Origin of the sequence: Spectribacter acetivorans (genome assembly GCF_031846305.1) — a bacterium.
Classification (GTDB): Bacteria; Pseudomonadota; Gammaproteobacteria; order Nevskiales; family Salinisphaeraceae; genus Spectribacter; species Spectribacter acetivorans.
The window spans coordinates 19,673-38,187 of the sequence record NZ_JAVRHY010000010.1; the positions used below are offsets into that span (position 1 = coordinate 19,673).

Annotated in this window: 15 protein-coding genes; 7 read left to right on the top strand and 8 right to left on the bottom strand. The window is 63.8% G+C overall.

The genetic code is table 11. The annotated features are described in order from the left end of the window. Positions 1–31: 31 nt before the first annotated feature. On the top strand, positions 32–691 hold the full coding sequence (locus tag RM531_RS11175) for a YrbL family protein (protein ID WP_311659341.1): 660 nt from the start codon (positions 32–34) through the stop codon (positions 689–691). Here RM531_RS11175 and glnE read toward each other — a convergent pair. After that, complete coding sequence (gene glnE, locus RM531_RS11180; protein ID WP_311659342.1) at positions 646–3,489, bottom strand: bifunctional [glutamate--ammonia ligase]-adenylyl-L-tyrosine phosphorylase/[glutamate--ammonia-ligase] adenylyltransferase; 2,844 nt, start codon at positions 3,487–3,489, stop codon at positions 646–648. The genes RM531_RS11175 and glnE overlap by 46 nt on opposite strands. Next, positions 3,486–4,580, bottom strand: a complete 1,095-nt coding sequence (locus RM531_RS11185; protein WP_311659343.1) for a glycosyltransferase family 4 protein — start codon at positions 4,578–4,580, stop codon at positions 3,486–3,488. The genes glnE and RM531_RS11185 overlap by 4 nt, the downstream gene beginning before the upstream one ends. Before the next feature lie 19 nt (positions 4,581–4,599). Between RM531_RS11185 and RM531_RS11190 the strand changes: the two genes are divergently transcribed. Next, positions 4,600–5,643 (top strand): glycosyltransferase family 9 protein, encoded by a 1,044-nt coding sequence (locus tag RM531_RS11190; protein WP_311659344.1) that lies wholly within the window; start codon positions 4,600–4,602, stop codon positions 5,641–5,643. Between the two features lie 12 nt (positions 5,644–5,655). On the opposite strand, the gene RM531_RS11195 is transcribed toward RM531_RS11190, so the two are convergent. Both RM531_RS11195 and RM531_RS11200 read right to left on the bottom strand, forming a co-directional pair. Beyond that, on the bottom strand, positions 5,656–6,504 hold the full coding sequence (locus tag RM531_RS11195; RefSeq protein ID WP_311659345.1) for a glycosyltransferase: 849 nt from the start codon (positions 6,502–6,504) through the stop codon (positions 5,656–5,658). A 26-nt stretch (positions 6,505–6,530) separates the two neighbouring features. Then, complete coding sequence (locus RM531_RS11200; protein ID WP_311659346.1) at positions 6,531–7,382, bottom strand: glycosyltransferase family 2 protein; 852 nt, start codon at positions 7,380–7,382, stop codon at positions 6,531–6,533. Between the two features lie 197 nt (positions 7,383–7,579). On the opposite strand from RM531_RS11200, the gene RM531_RS11205 reads away from it, so the two are divergent. Further along, positions 7,580–8,683: a glycosyltransferase family 9 protein gene (locus RM531_RS11205; protein ID WP_311659347.1), complete on the top strand. Its 1,104-nt coding sequence runs from the start codon at positions 7,580–7,582 to the stop codon at positions 8,681–8,683. A 113-nt stretch (positions 8,684–8,796) separates the two neighbouring features. Further along, on the top strand, positions 8,797–9,531 hold the full coding sequence (locus RM531_RS11210) for a hypothetical protein (protein WP_311659348.1): 735 nt from the start codon (positions 8,797–8,799) through the stop codon (positions 9,529–9,531). A 225-nt stretch (positions 9,532–9,756) separates the two neighbouring features. Here the strand turns inward: RM531_RS11210 and RM531_RS11215 are convergent, their stop codons facing one another. The 4 genes from RM531_RS11215 to groES form a co-directional block, all read right to left on the bottom strand. Beyond that, positions 9,757–10,668, bottom strand: coding sequence for a glycosyltransferase family 2 protein (locus RM531_RS11215; RefSeq protein ID WP_311659349.1), 912 nt, complete (start codon positions 10,666–10,668; stop codon positions 9,757–9,759). Positions 10,669–10,780: 112 nt separating this feature from the next. Further along, positions 10,781–11,521 carry an FkbM family methyltransferase gene (locus tag RM531_RS11220; protein WP_311659350.1) on the bottom strand — a complete coding sequence of 247 codons (741 nt, stop codon included), beginning with the start codon at positions 11,519–11,521 and terminating at the stop codon, positions 10,781–10,783. Positions 11,522–11,770: 249 nt separating this feature from the next. Further along, on the bottom strand, positions 11,771–13,414 hold the full coding sequence (gene groL / locus RM531_RS11225) for a chaperonin GroEL (RefSeq protein WP_311659351.1): 1,644 nt from the start codon (positions 13,412–13,414) through the stop codon (positions 11,771–11,773). A gap of 65 nt (positions 13,415–13,479) precedes the next feature. Then, entirely contained in the window at positions 13,480–13,767 is a 288-nt protein-coding gene (gene groES / locus RM531_RS11230) for a co-chaperone GroES (RefSeq protein WP_311652852.1), read from the bottom strand. A gap of 250 nt (positions 13,768–14,017) precedes the next feature. Here groES and RM531_RS11235 point away from each other — a divergent pair, with 250 nt between their 5' ends. The 3 genes from RM531_RS11235 to RM531_RS11245 all read left to right on the top strand — a co-directional run bounded on the left by RM531_RS11235 (position 14,018) and on the right by RM531_RS11245 (position 18,482). Further along, positions 14,018–15,730, top strand: a complete 1,713-nt coding sequence (locus RM531_RS11235; RefSeq protein WP_311659352.1) for an alanine/glycine:cation symporter family protein — start codon at positions 14,018–14,020, stop codon at positions 15,728–15,730. A 78-nt stretch (positions 15,731–15,808) separates the two neighbouring features. Beyond that, entirely contained in the window at positions 15,809–17,137 is a 1,329-nt protein-coding gene (locus RM531_RS11240) for a sodium-dependent transporter (RefSeq protein WP_311659353.1), read from the top strand. Positions 17,138–17,141: 4 nt separating this feature from the next. Continuing rightward, the gene (locus tag RM531_RS11245) at positions 17,142–18,482 is read left to right on the top strand and encodes an alanine/glycine:cation symporter family protein (protein ID WP_311659355.1); all 1,341 of its coding nucleotides are present in this window, start codon (positions 17,142–17,144) and stop codon (positions 18,480–18,482) included. The last annotated feature ends 33 nt before the right edge of the window (positions 18,483–18,515 follow it).

Genomic DNA, 18,515 nt, shown 5'->3' on the forward strand with positions numbered 1-18,515 from the left:
GTCCGTGCCGGCGCTGTGGGATAATCGCCGCATGGATCAGAGCACGGGCGACAACCGGACCTCGACAAGGGCAGGCCCGAGCGCCGACCCGGTCACGCTGACGCCCGATCTGCTGGTGGCCCGCGGCCATCATCGGGCCTGCTACGTTCACCCGCGGGATCCCAGCGCCTGCATCAAGGTCTATCACCGGCCCGATCCCAAGGACCGGAAGCGCGAACAGACTGCCTACCGCGTGCTGGAACGGAACGGCGCGGACTGGCGTCTGCTGTCCCGTTTGCTCGGGGAGATCGACACCAACCTGGGCCGTGGCTACGTGTTCGAGTTGATTCGAGACCACGACGGGTCGGTGTCGCGGACGCTGGAGCATTACCTGAACCCTGATACCGACGACGCCGTCAGTAACGCCGACCTCCGATCCGCGCTGGACGAACTACGCCGCTTCCTGATCGACAACCGGGTTATCTCGCAGGAAATCGCGCCGCGCAATCTGGTGTTCCGCCGGCGCGCGGACGGCGGGGGGGACCTGCTGATGATCGACGACATCGGCAATCGCGACTACATCCCCATCCGCAACCACTTGGCTTTCATGGCCCGCAACCGCATCCGGCTGTACTGGGCGCGGTTCGAAGCCAGGCTGCGTGACGCCTACGGGCTGGATTTGGGCGCGACGTCGGGACCGGATTCCGGCTGATCCTCGGCCTCGCCGATCCAGGCCTGCCAGGCGGCACGCACGGCATCGCGCTCGCCCTGCAGCGCCGTCTCCCCGATCATCGCCCGTGACTGCTGCAGCGCCCCGGCGTGCACGCGCATCCGGTAGGCACGGTAGGCGTCGGTAAGCTGCTTGGTGGTGTCGTAATCCAGCAACTGCGCGGATTCCAGCGTTTCCAGAATCCGGATGGTGTCGGAAAAGCGCAGCAATGGCGGGCAATCGCAGGCATGGCGCAGCACCGCGAACTGGGCGAGAAACTCGATATCCACTAGCCCGCCCGGCATCTGCTTGAGGTCGAGCTTGCCGGGCTCGCGCCGGGTAAGATTCTCGCGCATCTTGCGGCGCATGCCGGCGACCTCCCGACGCAGCTTGTCGAGATCGCGCGGGGCGCCGAGAACCTCGGCCCGCACCGCCCGAAAGGCCTCACCCAGCGATTCGTCGCCAGCCACGGGGCGCGACCGCACCAGCGCCTGATGCTCCCAGGTCCACGCCTGCTCGTGCTGGTAGGCGGCAAAGGCATCGATATGCCCGACCAGCAGACCGGACTGGCCGCTGGGGCGCAGACGCATGTCCACCTCGTAGGCCCGCCCGGCGCCGGTCTGGGTGTTGAGCACGTGAATCAACCGCTGGGCCAGCCGCAGGAAGAAGGCCTGATGGGTCAGGTTGCGCCGGTCGCCGTCGGTTTCCTGCTCCCCGGGACTGTCGTGGACGAATACCAGATCAAGATCGGAGCCGTACCCGAGTTCGATGCCGCCCAGCTTGCCGTAGCCGATCACCGCGAAACGCGCCAGCTCTCCATCGCGATCACCGCCGACGATTACCGGCCGGCCGTAGCGTGCAATCATCTGCGACCAGGCCATATCCAGCGCTGCGGCCAGAATCACCTCGGCCAGTTCGGTGAGATGATCGCTGACGATCATCAGCGGCATGGCGTCGCTGACATCGGCCGCGGCCACCCGCAACAGGGCCCGCTGGCGGAATCGCCGCAGCAGGTCCATGCGGTTTTCCAGATCGGCCTCGGGCACGGGCGCCAGTTCCTCGGCCAGCGCGGCGGAGAGTTCTTCCTTGCGCGGCGGCCGGTAGAGCACACGCGGGTCCAGCAGGCTATCGAGCAGCACCGGCTGGGCCTTGATCTGTTCGGCTATCCAGGGGCTTGCCGCGCACAAACGCACCAGATGCGACAGCGCCGTGGGGTGTTCGACCAGCAGCGCCACGTAGGTGGTGCGGCCGGTGACCGCCTCCATTACCTGCAGCGACCGCTGCATGGCCAGTGACGGCTCCGGGGTAGCCGCCGCCGCCCCGAACAGCAGCGGCAGCAGCCGCGTCATCCAGCGCTGACCACGATCAGCCAGGGCGCGGTAGAGACTGTCGTCGCGCAGGCGCGTCACTGCCGCCAGTACCGGCTCGGCGTCATCGATGCCGTAAGTCGCCAGCAGTTCGGCGGCAGCGCCGGCGTCCATGTCGCCCTCCCACAGGGCCAGGATGTCGTCGTCGGCATCGTCGCCGGATTCTTCCGTCTGGGGCGACACGAACACCTGCTCGAATGCGTCGTGCACCCGCCGCCGCCAGTCCGTCACCGCCTGCGAAAGCGCCGCCCAGTCGTCGAACCCCATCGACACGGCCAGGCGCTGACGCCGGTCATCGTCGCTCGGCAGATCATGAGTCTGCTGATCGGCCCATGCCTGCAGACGATTCTCCAGGCGGCGCAGAAAACGGTAGGCCTCCGACATATCCCGGGCCACGCGTGCGGGGATGTGGCCCTGCTCGCCCAACCGCGCCAGGGTAGGAAGCAGGCGGGCATCCTGCAGCGCCGGCTCGTGACCGCCACGGATCAGCTGGAAGGCCTGGGCAATAAACTCGATTTCGCGGATGCCGCCGCTGCCCAGCTTGATGTTGTCTTCCATGCCCCGCTGGGCGACCTGACGCTTGATCAGGGCCTTCATGTCGCGGATCGATTCGAACGCGCTGTAATCGAGATACCGCCGGTAGACGAACGGCCGCAGCATGTCGATCACCTGCTTGCCGCCCGCCATGTCACCGGCCACCGGGCGCGCCTTGATCCAGGCGTAGCGCTCCCATTCGCGCCCGTGGGTCTGGTAGTACTGCTCCAGCGCCGGCAGGCTGGCCACCAGGGCCCCGCTGTCGCCGAACGGTCGCAGCCGGGTATCGACGCGGTACACGAAGCCATCGGCAGTCTGCTCGGCCAGTAGCTGGACCAACCGGCGGGCGACCCGCTTGAAGTACTCGGCGGTGTCCAGCGGCCGATCACCATCGGTCTCGCCCGCGCCGCGATGGGCAAAGATCAGGTCGATGTCGGAGGAAAAGTTGAGTTCGCGGCCGCCGAGCTTGCCCATGCCGAGCACGATCAGCCGTTGCGGCCGGCTCTGGTCGTCGAGCAGGCGGCCATGCCGCTCGGCCAGTTCGGTTTCCGCCCGGGTCAGCGCCGCCTCGAGACAGACGTCGGCCAGATCGGACAACGACGTCAGCGTTTCGTCCAGGTCCGCCTGATCGGTCAGGTCCCGCCAGGCAATGCGGAATAGCCATTCGTTACGTAGCTGCCGGCAGGCCGCCAGCCAATCCGCCGCCTCGCCAAGGGATCCGGCGGCCGTATCCAATTCGGCCCGTTCCATTGGCGTCGTCAGCGCCTCGGCCGTCACCAGTTCCGCGAAACGCTCCGGCCGGGCCAGCATCCATCGGCAGGCGAACTCGCTGGCGGTTGCCACCCGGTCGACGGTGGCCGAGGACACGCCCGCGGGCGCGGCGGGCTGATCGGCGCTCATGCTGCGTCTCCGGTCGCGGGGGCCGCGGATAGAAGCGCGGCGAAATGGGCTTCCAGACGGTCGTAGTGCGCCTCTGTCGAGAAGCGATCGGCGGCGTCATCGCCGGCCCGGCGGGCCAGCCGTTCGCGCTCGGCCGGCGCATCGACGAGGCGTCGCAGATGTGCCGCCAGCGCGGCATCGTCGCCGGGGGCGTAAAGCAGACCGTTGTCACCGTCTTGCAGGATTTCCGTCACGCCGCCGGATTCCGCCGCGATCACCGGCACCCCGACCCGCATGGACTCGATGATCACCAGCCCGAAGGTCTCGATCTCGGCGGCATGCAGGTTGACGTCACAGCGCGCCATTTCCGTCTGGGGATGGTCCAGAAACCCGAGATACTCGATCTGATCGGCGACTCCCTCAGTCTCGGCCAGAGATTGCAGGGACTGGTAGTACTCCGGGTCATGGACCTGGCCGGCCAGCGCCAACTGCACCGAGTAGCCCTCCCGCTTGAGCCGGCCCAGTGCGCGGATCAGGGTGTCCTGACCCTTGCGCCGTTCGATGCGCGAGAACGAGCCGGCCCGCAGACAGCAGCCGCCGCGATCCACGGGCGGCGGCGGGCCATCGAGCCCGGGCGCCCCGGCGTGCAGCGCCACGATGCGCTCGGACGCCAGCGGCAGCATCTCGACCGCGGTTCGCCGGATGCGCTCGGTCACGGCGATGAGCAGGTCGACCCGGGCATAGAGCTGGCGGTGATACCAGTCCTTTTTGGGCGAGGCGGGCAACTCCATGTGCCGATGGTAGACCAGCGCCGGCCGCGCCCGCCCGGCCAGGCGGCAGGCCAGTGAGCACAGGGCGAAATCGGCGCGATGATGCAGATGCAGGACGTCCGGGCGGAATTCCCGCAGCGCGCGACGCAACAGCCGCCAGCGCGACCAGCTGCCGCGACCGGCCAGCCAGCCCGGCTGCGAGCAGCGACGGGCGAATAACGTATCCTCGGTGGCCAGTGTCAGCACCTCGTGACCGCGCGACTGCAGCGCCACGCTGGTATGCGCGGCATACAATTCCAGGCCACCGCTGCCATCGGCAAAACAGACTTCCAGAATCCGCATCCCCAACCCGTGATCTCCCGTGCCCGCTACCGTTGACCGACTGCCCGAGGGGGCGATTCTACTCCTGCGTCCCGACCGGCTCGGCGATGTGCTGCTGACCCTGCCCGCGTTTGCCGCGATCAAGCAACACTGGCCCGATCGACAGGTTATCGCGGCGGTATCGCGTTACACCGCGCCCATCGTATCGGCCTGTCCGCTGGTCGACGACGTGTGGGCGCTGCCGGTGGTCGACGGCCGTGGCCGTTTCGACCGCGACAGCTGGGCCGGCCGGGCGCGCCCGGCGGCGGTGATCAGCTATTTTTCCGACTTTCCGAACGCCTTCGCCCTGTGGCGGCAACGCATTCCTTTGCGGCTGGGGCCGTCAAGCAAGCTGGCGCAGGTGTTCTACAACCATCGCGTGGTCCAGCGCCGGTCGGCGTCGGTCAAGCCGGAATGGGCCTACAACCTGGATCTGTCCCATGACCTGATCCGGCAGACCGGTGGCGAGCCGGGATCGGTCCCGCGCGCGCCGTTTTTGCAGTTCCGCGACTCGGCTGCCGACAGCCGCACCGCGTTCGCGGCCGAACACGGACTGGATGCCGAGGCGCCCTGGGTGTTCATCCATCCGGGCAGCGGCGGCTCCGCCCCGGCGCCGACGCCTGCCGACTACGCCCGCGTCGCCAGCGAGCTGGCTATCGGCGGCTGCCGCTTCGTGATCACGGCCGGGCCCGATGAATTGCCACTGGCCAATCATCTGGCGACGGCCATGGCCGACCTGTCGCCGCTGGTCTACCACTCGCAGGGCGGCCTGGTCGATTTCGCGGCCAATCTGCGCCATGCGGACCTGTTTGTCAGCGGCTCGACCGGCCCCGCCCATCTGGCCGGCGCCCTGGCCCGGCCGACCGCCACTTTCTATCCCAGCCTGCCCACCGCCGGGCCGCGACGCTGGCAGACGCTGGCCCCGAAGGACCATCGCTTCGCCTTCATCCCGCCGGCTGGCGCCGATCCGTTCGACATGGCGTCGATTGACTACGCCGCGGTAGGGCGTCGGCTAGGGGCGTTCCTGCTTAGCCGAAACGACTGATCGGCTCACCCGTCACGCTTGGCCCTCTGAAGCAAGCTCGCCGTTTGGCGGTGATTTCCAGCTCAGGCCCTGCTCCGCCCAGACCCGCGTTGCCTTCAGTGCCTGATAGGGGCTTTCACTGTAAGGCCGCCGGTCGGCAATGGCACTGGGGCGTTCTCCAGTCGCGGGCTCGGGTTCCAGGTGGAAGGCCTTGGCCGCGTGAATGGCGCTGACCGGGCGGGCGCCATAGAGATTCATGCGACAGCGCAGATCCGAATCCTCGCCGCCGAAACCGTTGAACTGCTCGTCAAAGCCGTTCACACCGAACAGCACACCGCGGTCGACGGAAAAGTTGCCGCCGTGCAGGAGGGGCCGATTGAATTTCCGCGTCAGGGCATACCAGCGGGCCTTCAGATCATGCCGTCGGAACCAGCGATCGTGCCCTTGATGCCGACAGAGTTCATCCAGCCGCGAGGCAACGTTATCGACGTGGAAAGACCGGCTTTCCTGCAAACTCAGCCTGGCATAGCTACCCACGAGGTACGCGCGGGTGCGAAACCGCGACCGGTGCGCATCCAGCCAGTCACCGGCCGGCAGCACATCACCATCCAGAAACACGATCTGCTGCCCGCGGCTGGCCCGGATGGCGGCGTTGAGAATGGTGGCCTTGCGAAATCCCAGATCTTCCTGGGTCAGCACCGCCGTCAGCGGCAGGCCATGTTCCCTGGCCTGGGCCTGAACAACCGCTGGCGAGTCGTCCCGGGAACCATCGTCGGCCAGAATCAGTTCGTCCAGGGGTACGCTCTGGCGCGCCAGCGCCTGTAGCACCAGTGGCAATACCTCGCGCTGGTTATAGCTGGTCAGGATGACGGTCGTCGCCACCGTTCGCCGCTGCAACCGGCGGCGTCTCACGAGTCATCGCCCGGCGAGTTCTTCGCCCTATTGCGCGCCTGCCTCGCCTCCAGCGCAAAGGCGTACTTGAGAAACGCCGACATCACCGAACTGAACGCCAGCAGCAACCCGCGCCAGCCGTCGCGCCAGCCCTGCTTGAGAAGATACAACCGGATGAAACGTCCCAGCGGCGAGAAGACCAGCTTCGATACCGGGATGCGCCGATCGCTCTCGGCAAGTTGCCGTCCCGACATACGGGCATAGCCGATCGATTGCTGCATGTGATGTTCCAGATCTCGATAGGTGTAATGCAGCAGATGACCACTCAGTCGGCCAGTCTCACCATGCACCGTCAGCAGATCGTGTCCGTTGTATTCCCGCCATGCCGCCCGGTCGCGACGAACCAGCCGCAGGCGCCATTCGGGATACCAGGTGTGGCGCACCCAGTCGCCGAGATACCAGGTCAGGCGATTGATCTCGTAGCCCGCGTGTGTCGGCTCGCCTCCTCCAGCAAACACGGTCTCTATTGCCGCCCGGGCAGCCGGCTCCAGGGCCTCGTCGGCATCCAGGGACAGCAGCCAGGGCTGGCTGCACTGATCCATTGCGAACTGCTTCTGCGCCGCAAACCCGGCCCAGTCTCGGTGAATGACACGCGCGCCGTACTCCCGTGCAATCTCGCAGGTCGCATCGGTGGAGCCGGAGTCCACGACCACGATCTCGCACACCAGTCCGGCCACGCTAGCCAGGCAACGGCCGATGTTATCGGCCTCATCATGGGTGATCACGGCACAGGCCAATGGCAATACGCCGGCGACCGCCGCGGAGCCGGGCGGGGCCTCGTAGGGATAGGCGTGTCGCGGCGCTTTCACGGGTAGTCGACCTCGAAGAATCCAGCCGGAGTCGGACAGCATCACGCGCCGCCCGTCAGCCGCGGAGAATACCGGTGCCCCGGGCCGCCGGCTATCCCGGCTGCCGCAATTCGATCGGCGGGGGTACGTCAATCAAGCCACGGCGGGTATCCTTGCTGAATGCAATTCCTGCCCCGCGACTCCGTCCGAAACTGCGCATGAACATGGCTACCGTCATCGGCCGCAGCCTCGGCCACGGGATCGGTCTGCGTCGCCGCAAGCTGCCGCTGGATGCGCCGCCGGCGACTCTCTGTCTGCTGCGCCTGTCCGCTCTGGGCGACTGCTACAACCTGGTACCGGCCATCCACACCATGCAACGCGAGTGGCCCGATACCCGCATTACCTGGGTGATCGGCAAGGCCGAGTTCGCCCTGCTCGGCGACTTGCCGGATATCGAGTTCATCGTCTATGACAAGCGGGATCCGTCGCGCAACGCCAAACTGAACCGCCAGCTCGGCGGGCGGCGATTCGACGTCCTGCTCCATGCCCATCCATCGCTGCGCGCCAACCTGGTCAGCCGGCACATCAATGCGGATCTTCGCCTGGGTTGCGAGGCGCTACGCGCACGCGACGGCCACGCCTGGTTTGTCGATGCGCTGAGCGGACCTGCCAGCGGACCACATATGATCGAGGGCTATTTCGCTCAACTGGAAACGCTCGGAATCACCAACCGACACATGGACTGGTCGGTACCGATCCCGAGCGCGGCCCGGGAAGAAGCTAGACAGTTATTGCCGCCCGGCCCACCGACCATGCTTATCAACCCGAGCGCCAGCGACCCGGGACGCAACTGGCCGCCGGAACGTTACGCCGAGGTGGCCGATTACGCCATTGCGCGCCACGGCTTGCGCGTCGCGCTTATCGGCGGGCCAGCCGACAACGATCAACAACTGGGCAAGGCCATTACCGGCATGATGCAGGGATCGGCACTGAATCTAATCGGGTGCACATCCATTAAGGGACTGCTGGCGGTTCTGGAAAACGCCACTTTGCTCGTTACACCGGATTCCGGCCCCGCCCACTTCGCGAACACCAGCGGCCTGCCGGTCATCGCCCTGCATGTCTTCAGTCCGAGCAGCCGCACCGGTCCGTATGGCAGCCTGCAATGGGCGGTGGATTACCACGATGAGGCGGCCCGCCGATTTCTCGGCAAAGCCTCGCAGGACATGCGGTGGGGCACCCAGGTCAGGCATGATCAGGCGGCACGGATGATTCCCGTCGATGATGTCCTTGAAAAGGTCAGCGCGATTCTCACAGCCTAGCCGGCTCGCCCTCGGACAATAAGCAACCGGGCGCGGACAACGGCCGTGCAACGTGCGCTAAAGGGGCGGCTGCAATACCATGCGCGTAACCATTGAACTAAGGACCCCGCTACATGAACTGGCGAAGCCACCTTCTGTACTGGATCGCACCCACTTTGGTCATGGCTTGTCTCGTAGCCATGTATTTTTCGAACGTGGACTGGCTGATGTCGCTATTGGCCCCGCAGTTCAATCGGGAACTCGGCCTGTTGGAAAACCTGCAGAACGTATTGTTGGCAGCCATCATCGGGATTATCGGGTGGCGAATGCTCAACAGTTCGTTCCCGATGGAACGCAAATTCTTTGCATTAATTCTGGCTGGCAGCATATTCATGCTGCTGGAAGAAATCGACTATGGCACCCATTACTGGTGGCTCTTGAGCGGCTGGGACATATCACAACAGCCCAAATTCAGCCTGCACAATATCGACAATGACCGTTATCTGGATGTCTTCAAGATAGGCGGCGATATCGTGATGGCACTGTGGTTCGTTATTTTCGCGTGGGCCGGAACGCGCAGCCGCAATGTCTGGATCGAGTTTCTTCGACCGAGCCGCATGTTCACTCTGGCTCTAATTGCCGCAATTGTGGTATCCGATACCGCTCATTATCTTGAAGAAACAGCCCCGCCAAAACCCAACTATCTAACCACAAGTATTGGGGAGTTCCGGGAGCTTTTTACCTATTACATCTGGCTACTGTATCTGGGGATACTGGCGCTTCACCGGACCTGGCCACAAGCGCAGCAGGCACGAACCTGCTCTTCTTCCGGCATTAGTCCTGACGCTGAAGGCAGCGGTGCACAATAACCAGAGATTGGCAAAACGGTGCTTTGGGCCGAACATCGAAGGAGAGGCCTTGGCACCCTCAAATACGGCGAGAACGCGAGGAATGATCCATTCCGCCGAGCGATGGCACTAAAAAATCCAAATCATCCAGAAGCGAAACTCCCGACTTTCACATACAGATGGGTATGCGTACGGAGCAAGCGGTAGACGGTACGAAGCGCTGACACGCATTCACCGAAATCCAGCCTAGTGCTTGAGATTTCGCCGAAAAAGCAATCGCCGAAGATAGCGGCGAGTGTAACGGTTGGTAATTCGCCAAGGCTCTGACAGCGCCTCAGACAAGATCAGACGAACTGCCCGCAATCTCCGGCCTTTCGCCCCAAGCATGATATCCACGAGTCGATCCTTCCACCTCATGCTTCGAAGCAGCCGCTCCACCTGGAGAGTCCCGACAGACGAAAGACTGTTATTCCTCAGCTTCTCGATCACCTGGTAGTGTTCCCGACGGAAGGACGTCTGAGACGTGCTCGTCTTCGAATCCGGATGAATACGGAAATAAGCAAGTACATCAGACGTATAAACTACCCTCGGATACCTCACGAGATAGCGCACGTAGAGATCGAGATCAAACCGGTAGTCCATCGTGGTGTCGATGCCGCCAATCGATCGCAGTTTGTCGGTCCGGACCCATAGCGCGGGCTGGTGCCAACTGCACTTACTGCCCAAGCCATCCGCAATCAAGCTCCACGCGTCTATGTTACGACTAATGGTGCGAAATCTAGACGTGGCAGAGAAATTAACTGTTGTGCCGGCCAACAAATCGTTATCACCCAGCGCGCCGGCAATCACTTCCAATGCGCCAGGCGCCAGACAGTCATCTGAATTGATCCAGTTGAATATTTGACCATTGGCGACATCCAGCCCCTTCTGAATGGCGTCGGCCTGCCCCTTGTCCGGCTCAGATACCCAGTAATGAATATGATGCTGGTAGCGCTCGATGACATCCAATGTGCCATCAGTACTGCCGCCGTCGATGACAATCAACTCCCAACGGTTATAACTCTGTTCGACAATTGAGCGTAACGTGTGCTCGATAAAACGTCCCTGATTCAGGCTCGGAACGACAATACTTACAAGTGGTGTTTTTTCTTTTGACACTTTTCTTTATCGATCAAACGACAACGCCAAAAATACCGACTAAATGACCCTTTGCGCTCATAGGGTCAAAACGATTTCGGGATCAACTAAAAAATCTCTTTCCGCAATGAGATTAGTCTCTAAAGTACCAATCATCCCACTTCGACAATTCCTCGAATCTTCTAGAAAATCCGTAGCCTTTTAGGAGTTCGCTTATAGCTTCACGATTTTTGGTGTAGTTGTGCTCGCAGCTAATAAAACTAATATCATAATTGTTGAAATTGAAGTTTCTCAGAATTTCCAGCTCGCTACCCTCGGTATCGACCGAAAGATAATCAATGTGCCTCGGTGCATCATATTTCCTCAAGAGATCTTCGAGAGAAATAGAACTGACTTTCTCCGGAACCGATTTAGTTCTCTGATAGCCATGACTATCGGAGCTCGACAATTCCTTCAGAGTTGAGAGTTCAGCCTCTTCTACCAAGTCAAAGTCCAGAATTTCGCCCGTGGCGCGCCAAACACATGAGAAATCAATGTGCGCCGATCGGTTTCTGACCAAGTCTTCGTGCCAAATTACGCCCGGCTCGGCCAGGATCCCATGCCAGCCGAAACATTGCTCGAGCATGTACGTATTACTCAGATCAATACCGTTGGTAGCGCCAAATTCAACGAAATAGCCACCGCGCTTGAAGTTACTCGAAATCAGAGCAACTATATCCTGACTGATCTGAGAGTGACTCACTGCGGAGGGGCAATTTTTTTGCAAAATATAACTGAAGAATGAAGCCGTATCGCTCTTCAAACGACTCAGATCACGCCGAGCTTTTTTCTTTTTTCCAAATTTATTCGCAAGAAAACTGAGTTTTCTTTTCATGTCCTGCCCTCTGGTACGGCGTTCGCGAGACGTCCAAGATATCGGTTTTTGACCCGATAATCCCACGCTCAAAGTGGCATCAATCGTCAGGAGAGTGTGATCACTTTTACTTAAGAAGGATTCAATTGCCGACTCGGAGCACGAATTTTCGGTCCAGTCACAACAACCGTAGCCGAGAGCCGTTAAAAAAAAGCCCCGCCGTATGCCGGCAGGGCTTATTAGTCTGCGCGATTTGTGCGCTGACGGCTACTACATCATGCCGCCCATGCCACCCATGTCGCCCATGCCGCCGGGCATGCCGCCCTTGTCGTCGTCATCGGGGACGTCGGCAATGCAGGCCTCGGTGGTGAGCATCAGCGCGGCGATGGAGGCCGCGTTCTGCAGCGCGGTGCGGCTGACCTTGGTCGGGTCGAGAATGCCCATTTCGACCATGTCACCGTATTCACCGGTGGCCGCGTTGTAGCCGTAGTTGCCCTTCTTGGAGAGCACTTCGTTGACCACCACGGACGGCTCGGCGCCACTGTTGTAGACGATCTGACGCAGGGGCTCCTGGACCGCCCGACGCAGGATGCGGATGCCCGCGTTCTGCTCGGTGTTGGTGCCTTCGAGCTTCTCCAGCGCCTTGGTGCAGCGAAGCAGGGCCACGCCGCCGCCGGGGACGATGCCTTCTTCCACCGCGGCACGGGTGGCATGCAGGGCGTCCTCGACACGCGCCTTCTTTTCCTTCATCTCGACTTCGGTGGCAGCACCGACCTTGATCACGGCCACGCCGCCGGCCAGCTTGGCCACGCGTTCCTGCAGCTTCTCCTTGTCGTAGTCCGAGGAGGATTCCTCGATCTGCGCGCGGATCTGCTTGATACGGGCTTCGATGGCCTTGTTGGTGCCGGCGCCGCTGATGACGGTGGTGTCTTCCTTGCCAACCTGCACCTTGGACGCTTCGCCGAGGTCTTCCAGCGTGGCCTTTTCCAGGCTCATGCCGAGGTCCTCGGAAATCACGCGACCGCCGGTGAGCACGGCCATGTCTTCCAGCATCGCCTTGCGACGATCACCGAAGCCGGGCGCCTTGGCGGCGGCAACCTTGACGATGCCACGCATGTTATTGACCACCAGGGTGGCCAGCGCCTCGCCTTCCACGTCTTCGGCGATGATCATCAGCGGACGGTTCTGCTTGGCCACGCTTTCCAGCAGCGGCAGCATGTCGCGAATGTTGGAGATCTTCTTGTCGAACAGCAGGATGTACGGATTCTCGAGCTCCGCCTGCATGGTCTGCTGGTCGTTGATGAAGTACGGCGACAGGTAGCCGCGGTCGAACTGCATGCCTTCCACGACGTCCAGCTCGTTCTCAAGACCGGAGCCTTCCTCGACCGTGATCACGCCTTCCTTGCCGACCTTGTTCATGGCGTCGGCGATGATCTTGCCGACCGCCTCGTCGGAGTTGGCGGAGATCGAGCCGACCTGCGCGATGGCCTTCTCATCGCTACAGGGCTTGGAGAGCTTGGCCAGCTCGTCGGTTGCGGCCTTCACGGCGGCGTCGATGCCGCGCTTTAGCTCCATCGGATTCATACCCGCGGATACGGCCTTGATGCCCTCACGGACGATGGCCTGGGCCAGCACGGTAGCGGTGGTGGTGCCGTCGCCGGCCACGTCCGAGGTCTTGGAAGCGACTTCCTTGACCATCTGCACGCCCATGTTCTCGAACTTGTCTTCAAGCTCGATCTCCTTGGCCACGGAGACACCGTCCTTGGTGACGGTGGGGGAGCCGAAGCTCTTGTCAATGACCACATTGCGGCCCTTCGGACCCAGCGTGACCTTGACGGCGTTGGCCAGGGTGTTGACGCCGCGCATCAGTCGCTGGCGCGAGTCTTCCCCGAATTTGATTTCCTTGGCAGCCATTTCTAGCTTCCTCTTTGAATTCGTTGGTTAAAGCGATTGCCCAGTAAAAAAGCGGTGGGGGCGTTCTAGCCCAGCACCGCCAGTAGATCGTCTTCGCGCATCACCAGGACGTCTTCGCCGTCGAGCTTGATCTCCGTGCCGGAGAACTTGCCGAACAGCACGGTGTCACCCACCTTGACTTCCGGCGCGCGGGTTTCCCCGTTGTCGAGCACCTTGCCGTTGCCGACCGCGGTGATCGTGCCCCGCTGAGGCTTTTCGGCGGCCGAATCCGGAATCACGATGCCCCCGGACGTGGTCTGTTCTTCTTCAAGCCGCTTGATCACGACGCGATCCTGCAGAGGACGGATTTTCATACCACCCTTCTCCTCGTTGTCGATTGACTGAATTGTCTGGAATTCCCTTGGTCCGGCACCCGCCCGCGGACGATGCCGGCGCCGCAAGGGATTGTTAGCACTCCCTCGTGGCGAGTGCTAAGGATGGAGCCTGGCCAACAGGTTTCAAGGGGTACGGCGAAAAAAGTTTGCCGGCAACGGCGCTGGCGTCGGTCGTGTGCCAGCAATCGTGTCCTGGCGGAAAACCTGACGCCGGGATCGCCGCGCGAAGATGACAGCTACCGTAGTCCGCGCGCCGGGCATCCTTTACGCTGGATTCATGCGGGACTTGTTCGACTGGCTGCTGGCTCTGGTCAACGGCGTCAACGCGGCGGTGTTCTCCGCCCCGGTGCTGATTGCCCTGCTGGCCGTCGGCGCGCTGTTCACATTGTGGACGCGTGCCGGCCAGCTCAAGGCACTGACGCACGGGGTAGCACTGATCACCGGGCGTTACGACACCGGCAAGGGCAGCGGCGCCATCAGCCATTTCCAGGCGGTGTCGGCTGCCCTGTCCGCCACGGTGGGGCTGGGCAACATCGCCGGCGTGGCGCTGGCGCTGGAGTTCGGCGGGCCCGGGGCGATCTTCTGGATGTGGGTGGTGGGCCTGGCGGGCATGGCGATCAAGATGGTCGAGGTCACGCTGACCATGCTCTATCGGAATACCGACGATCCGGACAACCCGCACGGCGGTGCCATGTGGGTGGCCAGACGCGGGCTGCCCACCCTGTCGGCCCGCCTGACCCGGCCCGGCGCCTGGATCGGCGGGCTGTTCTGCGTGGCGCTGATCACCAATGCCCTGGCCGCCAATGCAGTGTTCCAGTCCTGGAGCGTGGCAGATACCACCCGCAGCTATTTCGGCGTGCCGCCGCTGGTCACCGGCGGCATTCTGGCGGTGGTGGTGGGACTGGTCACGCTGGGCGGGGTCAAGCGCATCGGGGCGGTGGCCGGCTGGCTGGTGCCTGGCATGGCCGTGCTTTATGTGACCGCCGGTCTGGTCGTGCTCGCCCTGCAGGCAGACACCCTGCCCGGCGTGCTGGCATCCATCTTCCGCGGTGCTTTCTCCCACACCGAGGGCACCGGCGCGTTCCTGGGTGGCGGCATGGCCATGGCCTTCATCTGGGGGCTCAAGCGAGCCCTGTTCTCCAGCGAGGCTGGTCTGGGCACGGCCCCCATCGCCCACGCTGCGGTGAAAACATCGGAACCGGTCAGCGAGGGCATCGTCGCCGGGCTGGAACCGCTCGTGGACACGCTCGTGGTCTGCACCATCACGGCGCTGGTGATCCTGTCGACCGGTATCTGGCAGCGCGATGCGAGCCTGCAGCTCGATCCGGCACCGGGCTGGGAATCAACCGGGAGCGGCGCCTGGACGCTGGCCGACTCGGCGGCACCGATGGATGACCAGCAGACGCTAAACACCGGCGACCGGGTATTCGTCATCGTCAATGCGGATGCGGGCGAACGCCAGCGAGTGTTCGGCGAGGTTCGCGCCAATGACGACCGACCAGTGATCGACTGGCAATCGGTCACCGCCGACTCGTCACCCGAGCTGGTGGATGCCGGTCTGTACCGGGACTACACCGGCGCCACGCTCACCGCCCGCGCCTTCGACACCGCCGTGCCGGGCCTCGGCCAGTGGTTGATCACCCTGGCGATCTGGCTGTTTGCCGTGTCCACCATGATCACCTGGAGCTATTACGGCGAACAGGGGGTGGTCTATCTGGCGGGCGACAACTGGGTGGCGCCCTATCGCCTGGGTTTCTGCGCGATGGTCTGGCTGGCCTGTGCCGGCTGGGTGGACGGCGCTCGGGAACTGGATGCCGTGGGCGTATTCGGTGTGGCTCTCATGCTGTGCATCAATCTGCCCCTGACCCTGCTACTGGCCCCGCGGGCGATTGCCGCGTATCGGGACTATCTGGCTCGTCTTCGCGCCGGCGCCCTGCGCTAGCCACTGAAGCGGCGCAATGGGTTCGGCTACACTCGGAACGTACGCTGACTCACCCGTCAACCACTGGGGGATAACCGCATGACCAGGGAGCACTGGGGCTCGCGCGCGGGCTTCGTGATGGCCGCCGCCGGCTCCGCCGTGGGGCTGGGCAACATCTGGAAATTCCCCTATGTCACCGGCGACAACGGCGGGGGCGCCTTCCTGCTGGTGTACCTGGGGCTGGTGTTCCTGTTCGGGGTCAGCCTGGTGATGGCGGAACTGGTGATCGGCCGGACCGCCCAGCGCGACCCCATCGGCGCCTTCCGGAAACTGGCGGGCGGAGCCTGGCCCCTGGTGGGCATGCTGGGCGTGTTCACCGGTTTCGTGATCCTGTCTTTCTACAGCGTGGTGGCCGGCTGGACCATGGCCTACGTGGGCTACATGGCGTCCGGGGCCCTGGCCACGACCGATCCCCAGGCGCTAGGCGATGCGTTCACCGGTTTCATCGGCGAAGGCGTGCGGCCGGTGGTGTACGCGGCAGCCTTCATGGTGCTGACCGCGCTGGTGGTGGTCGGCGGCATCGGTCGCGGCATCGAGCGTGCCGCCAAGCTGCTGATGCCGCTGCTGTTCCTGCTGCTGATCGTGCTGGTGGTCCGGTCCGTCACCCTCCCCGGCGCGATGGAAGGCGTGCGCTTCTATCTGACCCCGGACTTCAGCCGGCTGGATGCCGACGCCTGGGGCGCGGCCATCGGCCAGGCGTTCTTTTCGCTGTCGCTGGGCATGGGAGCGCTGATCACCTACGGCTCCTATATGTCCCGCCAGCAGGCGCTGCCCAGTTCGGCATTGAGCATCGTGGCGCTGGACACCACGGTGGCACTGCTGGCCGGCCTGATGATTCTGCCGGCGGTCTTCGCCTTCCGCCTCGACCCCGGAGAAGGCGCCGGACTGGCGTTCGTGACCCTTCCCGCCGTTTTCGCCAGCATGCCGGCCGGCACCCTGTTCGGCGTAATGTTTTTCACCCTGCTCACGGTGGCCGCGCTGACCTCGTCGGTATCGCTGCTCGAGGTGGTGGTCACCTATCTGGTGGATGAATGGTCGCTCAGCCGTCGGTTGGCCACGTTCGCCGCCGCCATCGCCTGCTTTCTCGCCGGGGTACCGAGTGCGCTGTCCCAGGGCGCCGTCGAGGGTCTGGTGTTCGCCGACGTCTCCTTCCTGGACTGGATGACGCGCCTGACCGATCTGCTGCTGCCGCTGGGCGGCCTGTTCATCGCCCTGTTCGTGGGCTGGGTAATGGGGCCGGCGGCGGTGTCCGCCGCCACCGACGACGGCCGCGCGCCCTTACCGCTGGCGCGGGTCTGGCTGTGGATTCTGCGGGTGGTGGCGCCGGTGGGCATCGGTTTCATCCTGATCAACACGTTACTGGGGTAGCGCCATGATCACGACCGTTCTGGAAACCCTGAGTGGCTGGCTGTGGGGGCCGGTGATGCTGGCCCTGCTGCTGGGCACCGGTGTCTATCTGACCCTGGGCTTGCGTCTGCTGCCCTGGCGCAAGCTGGGGTTCGGCATTCGTCTGGCGCTATCGGGCCGGCGCGCCGCCGCCGAGGACGCGGGCGACATCACGCCGTTCCAGGCCCTGGCCACGGCGCTGTCGGCCACGGTCGGCACCGGCAACATCGCCGGCGTGGCCACTGCCATTTTCCTGGGCGGTCCCGGCGCGGTGTTCTGGATGTGGGTGACCGCGCTGGTTGGCATGGCCACCAAATACGCCGAGGCGGTGCTCGCCGTGAAGTACCGCGAGGTCAACGCCACCGGCGCCCACGTGGGCGGGCCGATGTACTACATCCGCAACGGACTGGGCCCGCGCTGGGCCTGGCTGGGCGGGGCCTTTGCCTTCTTTGCCATGATCGCCGCGTTCGGCATCGGCAATACGGTGCAGTCGAACTCGGTGGCGCAGGTGTTTCACGAGTCGCTGTCCGTGCCCACCTGGCTGACCGGTATCGTGATGGCGGCGGCGGTGTTCGTGGTGATCATCGGCGGCGTCCAGCGTCTGGCGCGGGTGGCGGAAAAACTGGTGCCGTTCATGGCCATCGTCTACGTGGCCGGCGCCGCGGTGATCCTGCTGGTCAACGCCCCGGCCATCCCCGGCGCGCTGGGCACGATCGTCACGGATGCCTTTACCGGTACCGCGGCCGCGGGCGGATTCGCCGGCGCCGGAGTGCTGATGGCGATTCAGTTCGGCGTGGCCCGGGGCATCTTCTCCAACGAGGCCGGCCTGGGCAGCGCCCCGATCGCCCACGCCGCCGCCCGCACCCGCGATCCGGTGCGCCAGGGCGTGGTGGCGATGCTGGGCACCTTCATCGACACTCTAATCGTCTGCACCATGACCGCGCTGGTGATCGTGGTCACCGGCGCCTGGCAGAGCGGCGAGACCGGCGCGCAACTGTCCGCCACCGCCTTTACCCAGGGCCTGCCCGGCCCGGGCGGCTGGCTGGTGAGTTTCGGCCTGGTGATCTTCGCGTTCTCCACCCTGCTGGCCTGGTCCTACTATGGCGAGCGTTGCGCGGAGTTTCTGTTCGGCCCGCGCGTGGTCATGCCCTACCGGCTGCTGTGGGTGGTGGCGGTATTCGTGGGCGCGGTGGCCAATCTCGGCATGGTCTGGCTGGTGGCCGACGTGATGAACGCGCTGATGGCGGTGCCCAACCTGATTGCCCTGATCCTGCTGGGCCCGGTGGTGTTCCGGGTCAGCCGGCAGTATTTCGCCGACAATCGCTGAGTACGCCCGATTTCGAATGCCCGGCCGCACAGG

Bases quoted from the DNA above. Each gene is read 5' to 3' on its own strand.
- RM531_RS11205 (WP_311659347.1), top strand. From the start codon at position 7,580: ATGAACATGGCTACCGTCATCGGCCGCAGCCTCGGCCACGGGATCGGT.
- RM531_RS11175 (WP_311659341.1), top strand. From the start codon at position 32: ATGGATCAGAGCACGGGCGACAACCGGACCTCGACAAGGGCAGGCCCG.
- RM531_RS11210 (WP_311659348.1), top strand. From the start codon at position 8,797: ATGAACTGGCGAAGCCACCTTCTGTACTGGATCGCACCCACTTTGGTC.
- RM531_RS11245 (WP_311659355.1), top strand. From the start codon at position 17,142: ATGATCACGACCGTTCTGGAAACCCTGAGTGGCTGGCTGTGGGGGCCG.
- RM531_RS11220 (WP_311659350.1), bottom strand. From the start codon at position 11,521: ATGAAAAGAAAACTCAGTTTTCTTGCGAATAAATTTGGAAAAAAGAAA.
- RM531_RS11240 (WP_311659353.1), top strand. From the start codon at position 15,809: ATGACCAGGGAGCACTGGGGCTCGCGCGCGGGCTTCGTGATGGCCGCC.
- glnE (WP_311659342.1), bottom strand. From the start codon at position 3,489: ATGAGCGCCGATCAGCCCGCCGCGCCCGCGGGCGTGTCCTCGGCCACC.
- RM531_RS11235 (WP_311659352.1), top strand. From the start codon at position 14,018: ATGACAGCTACCGTAGTCCGCGCGCCGGGCATCCTTTACGCTGGATTC.
- groES (WP_311652852.1), bottom strand. From the start codon at position 13,767: ATGAAAATCCGTCCTCTGCAGGATCGCGTCGTGATCAAGCGGCTTGAA.
- RM531_RS11185 (WP_311659343.1), bottom strand. From the start codon at position 4,580: ATGCGGATTCTGGAAGTCTGTTTTGCCGATGGCAGCGGTGGCCTGGAA.
- groL (WP_311659351.1), bottom strand. From the start codon at position 13,414: ATGGCTGCCAAGGAAATCAAATTCGGGGAAGACTCGCGCCAGCGACTG.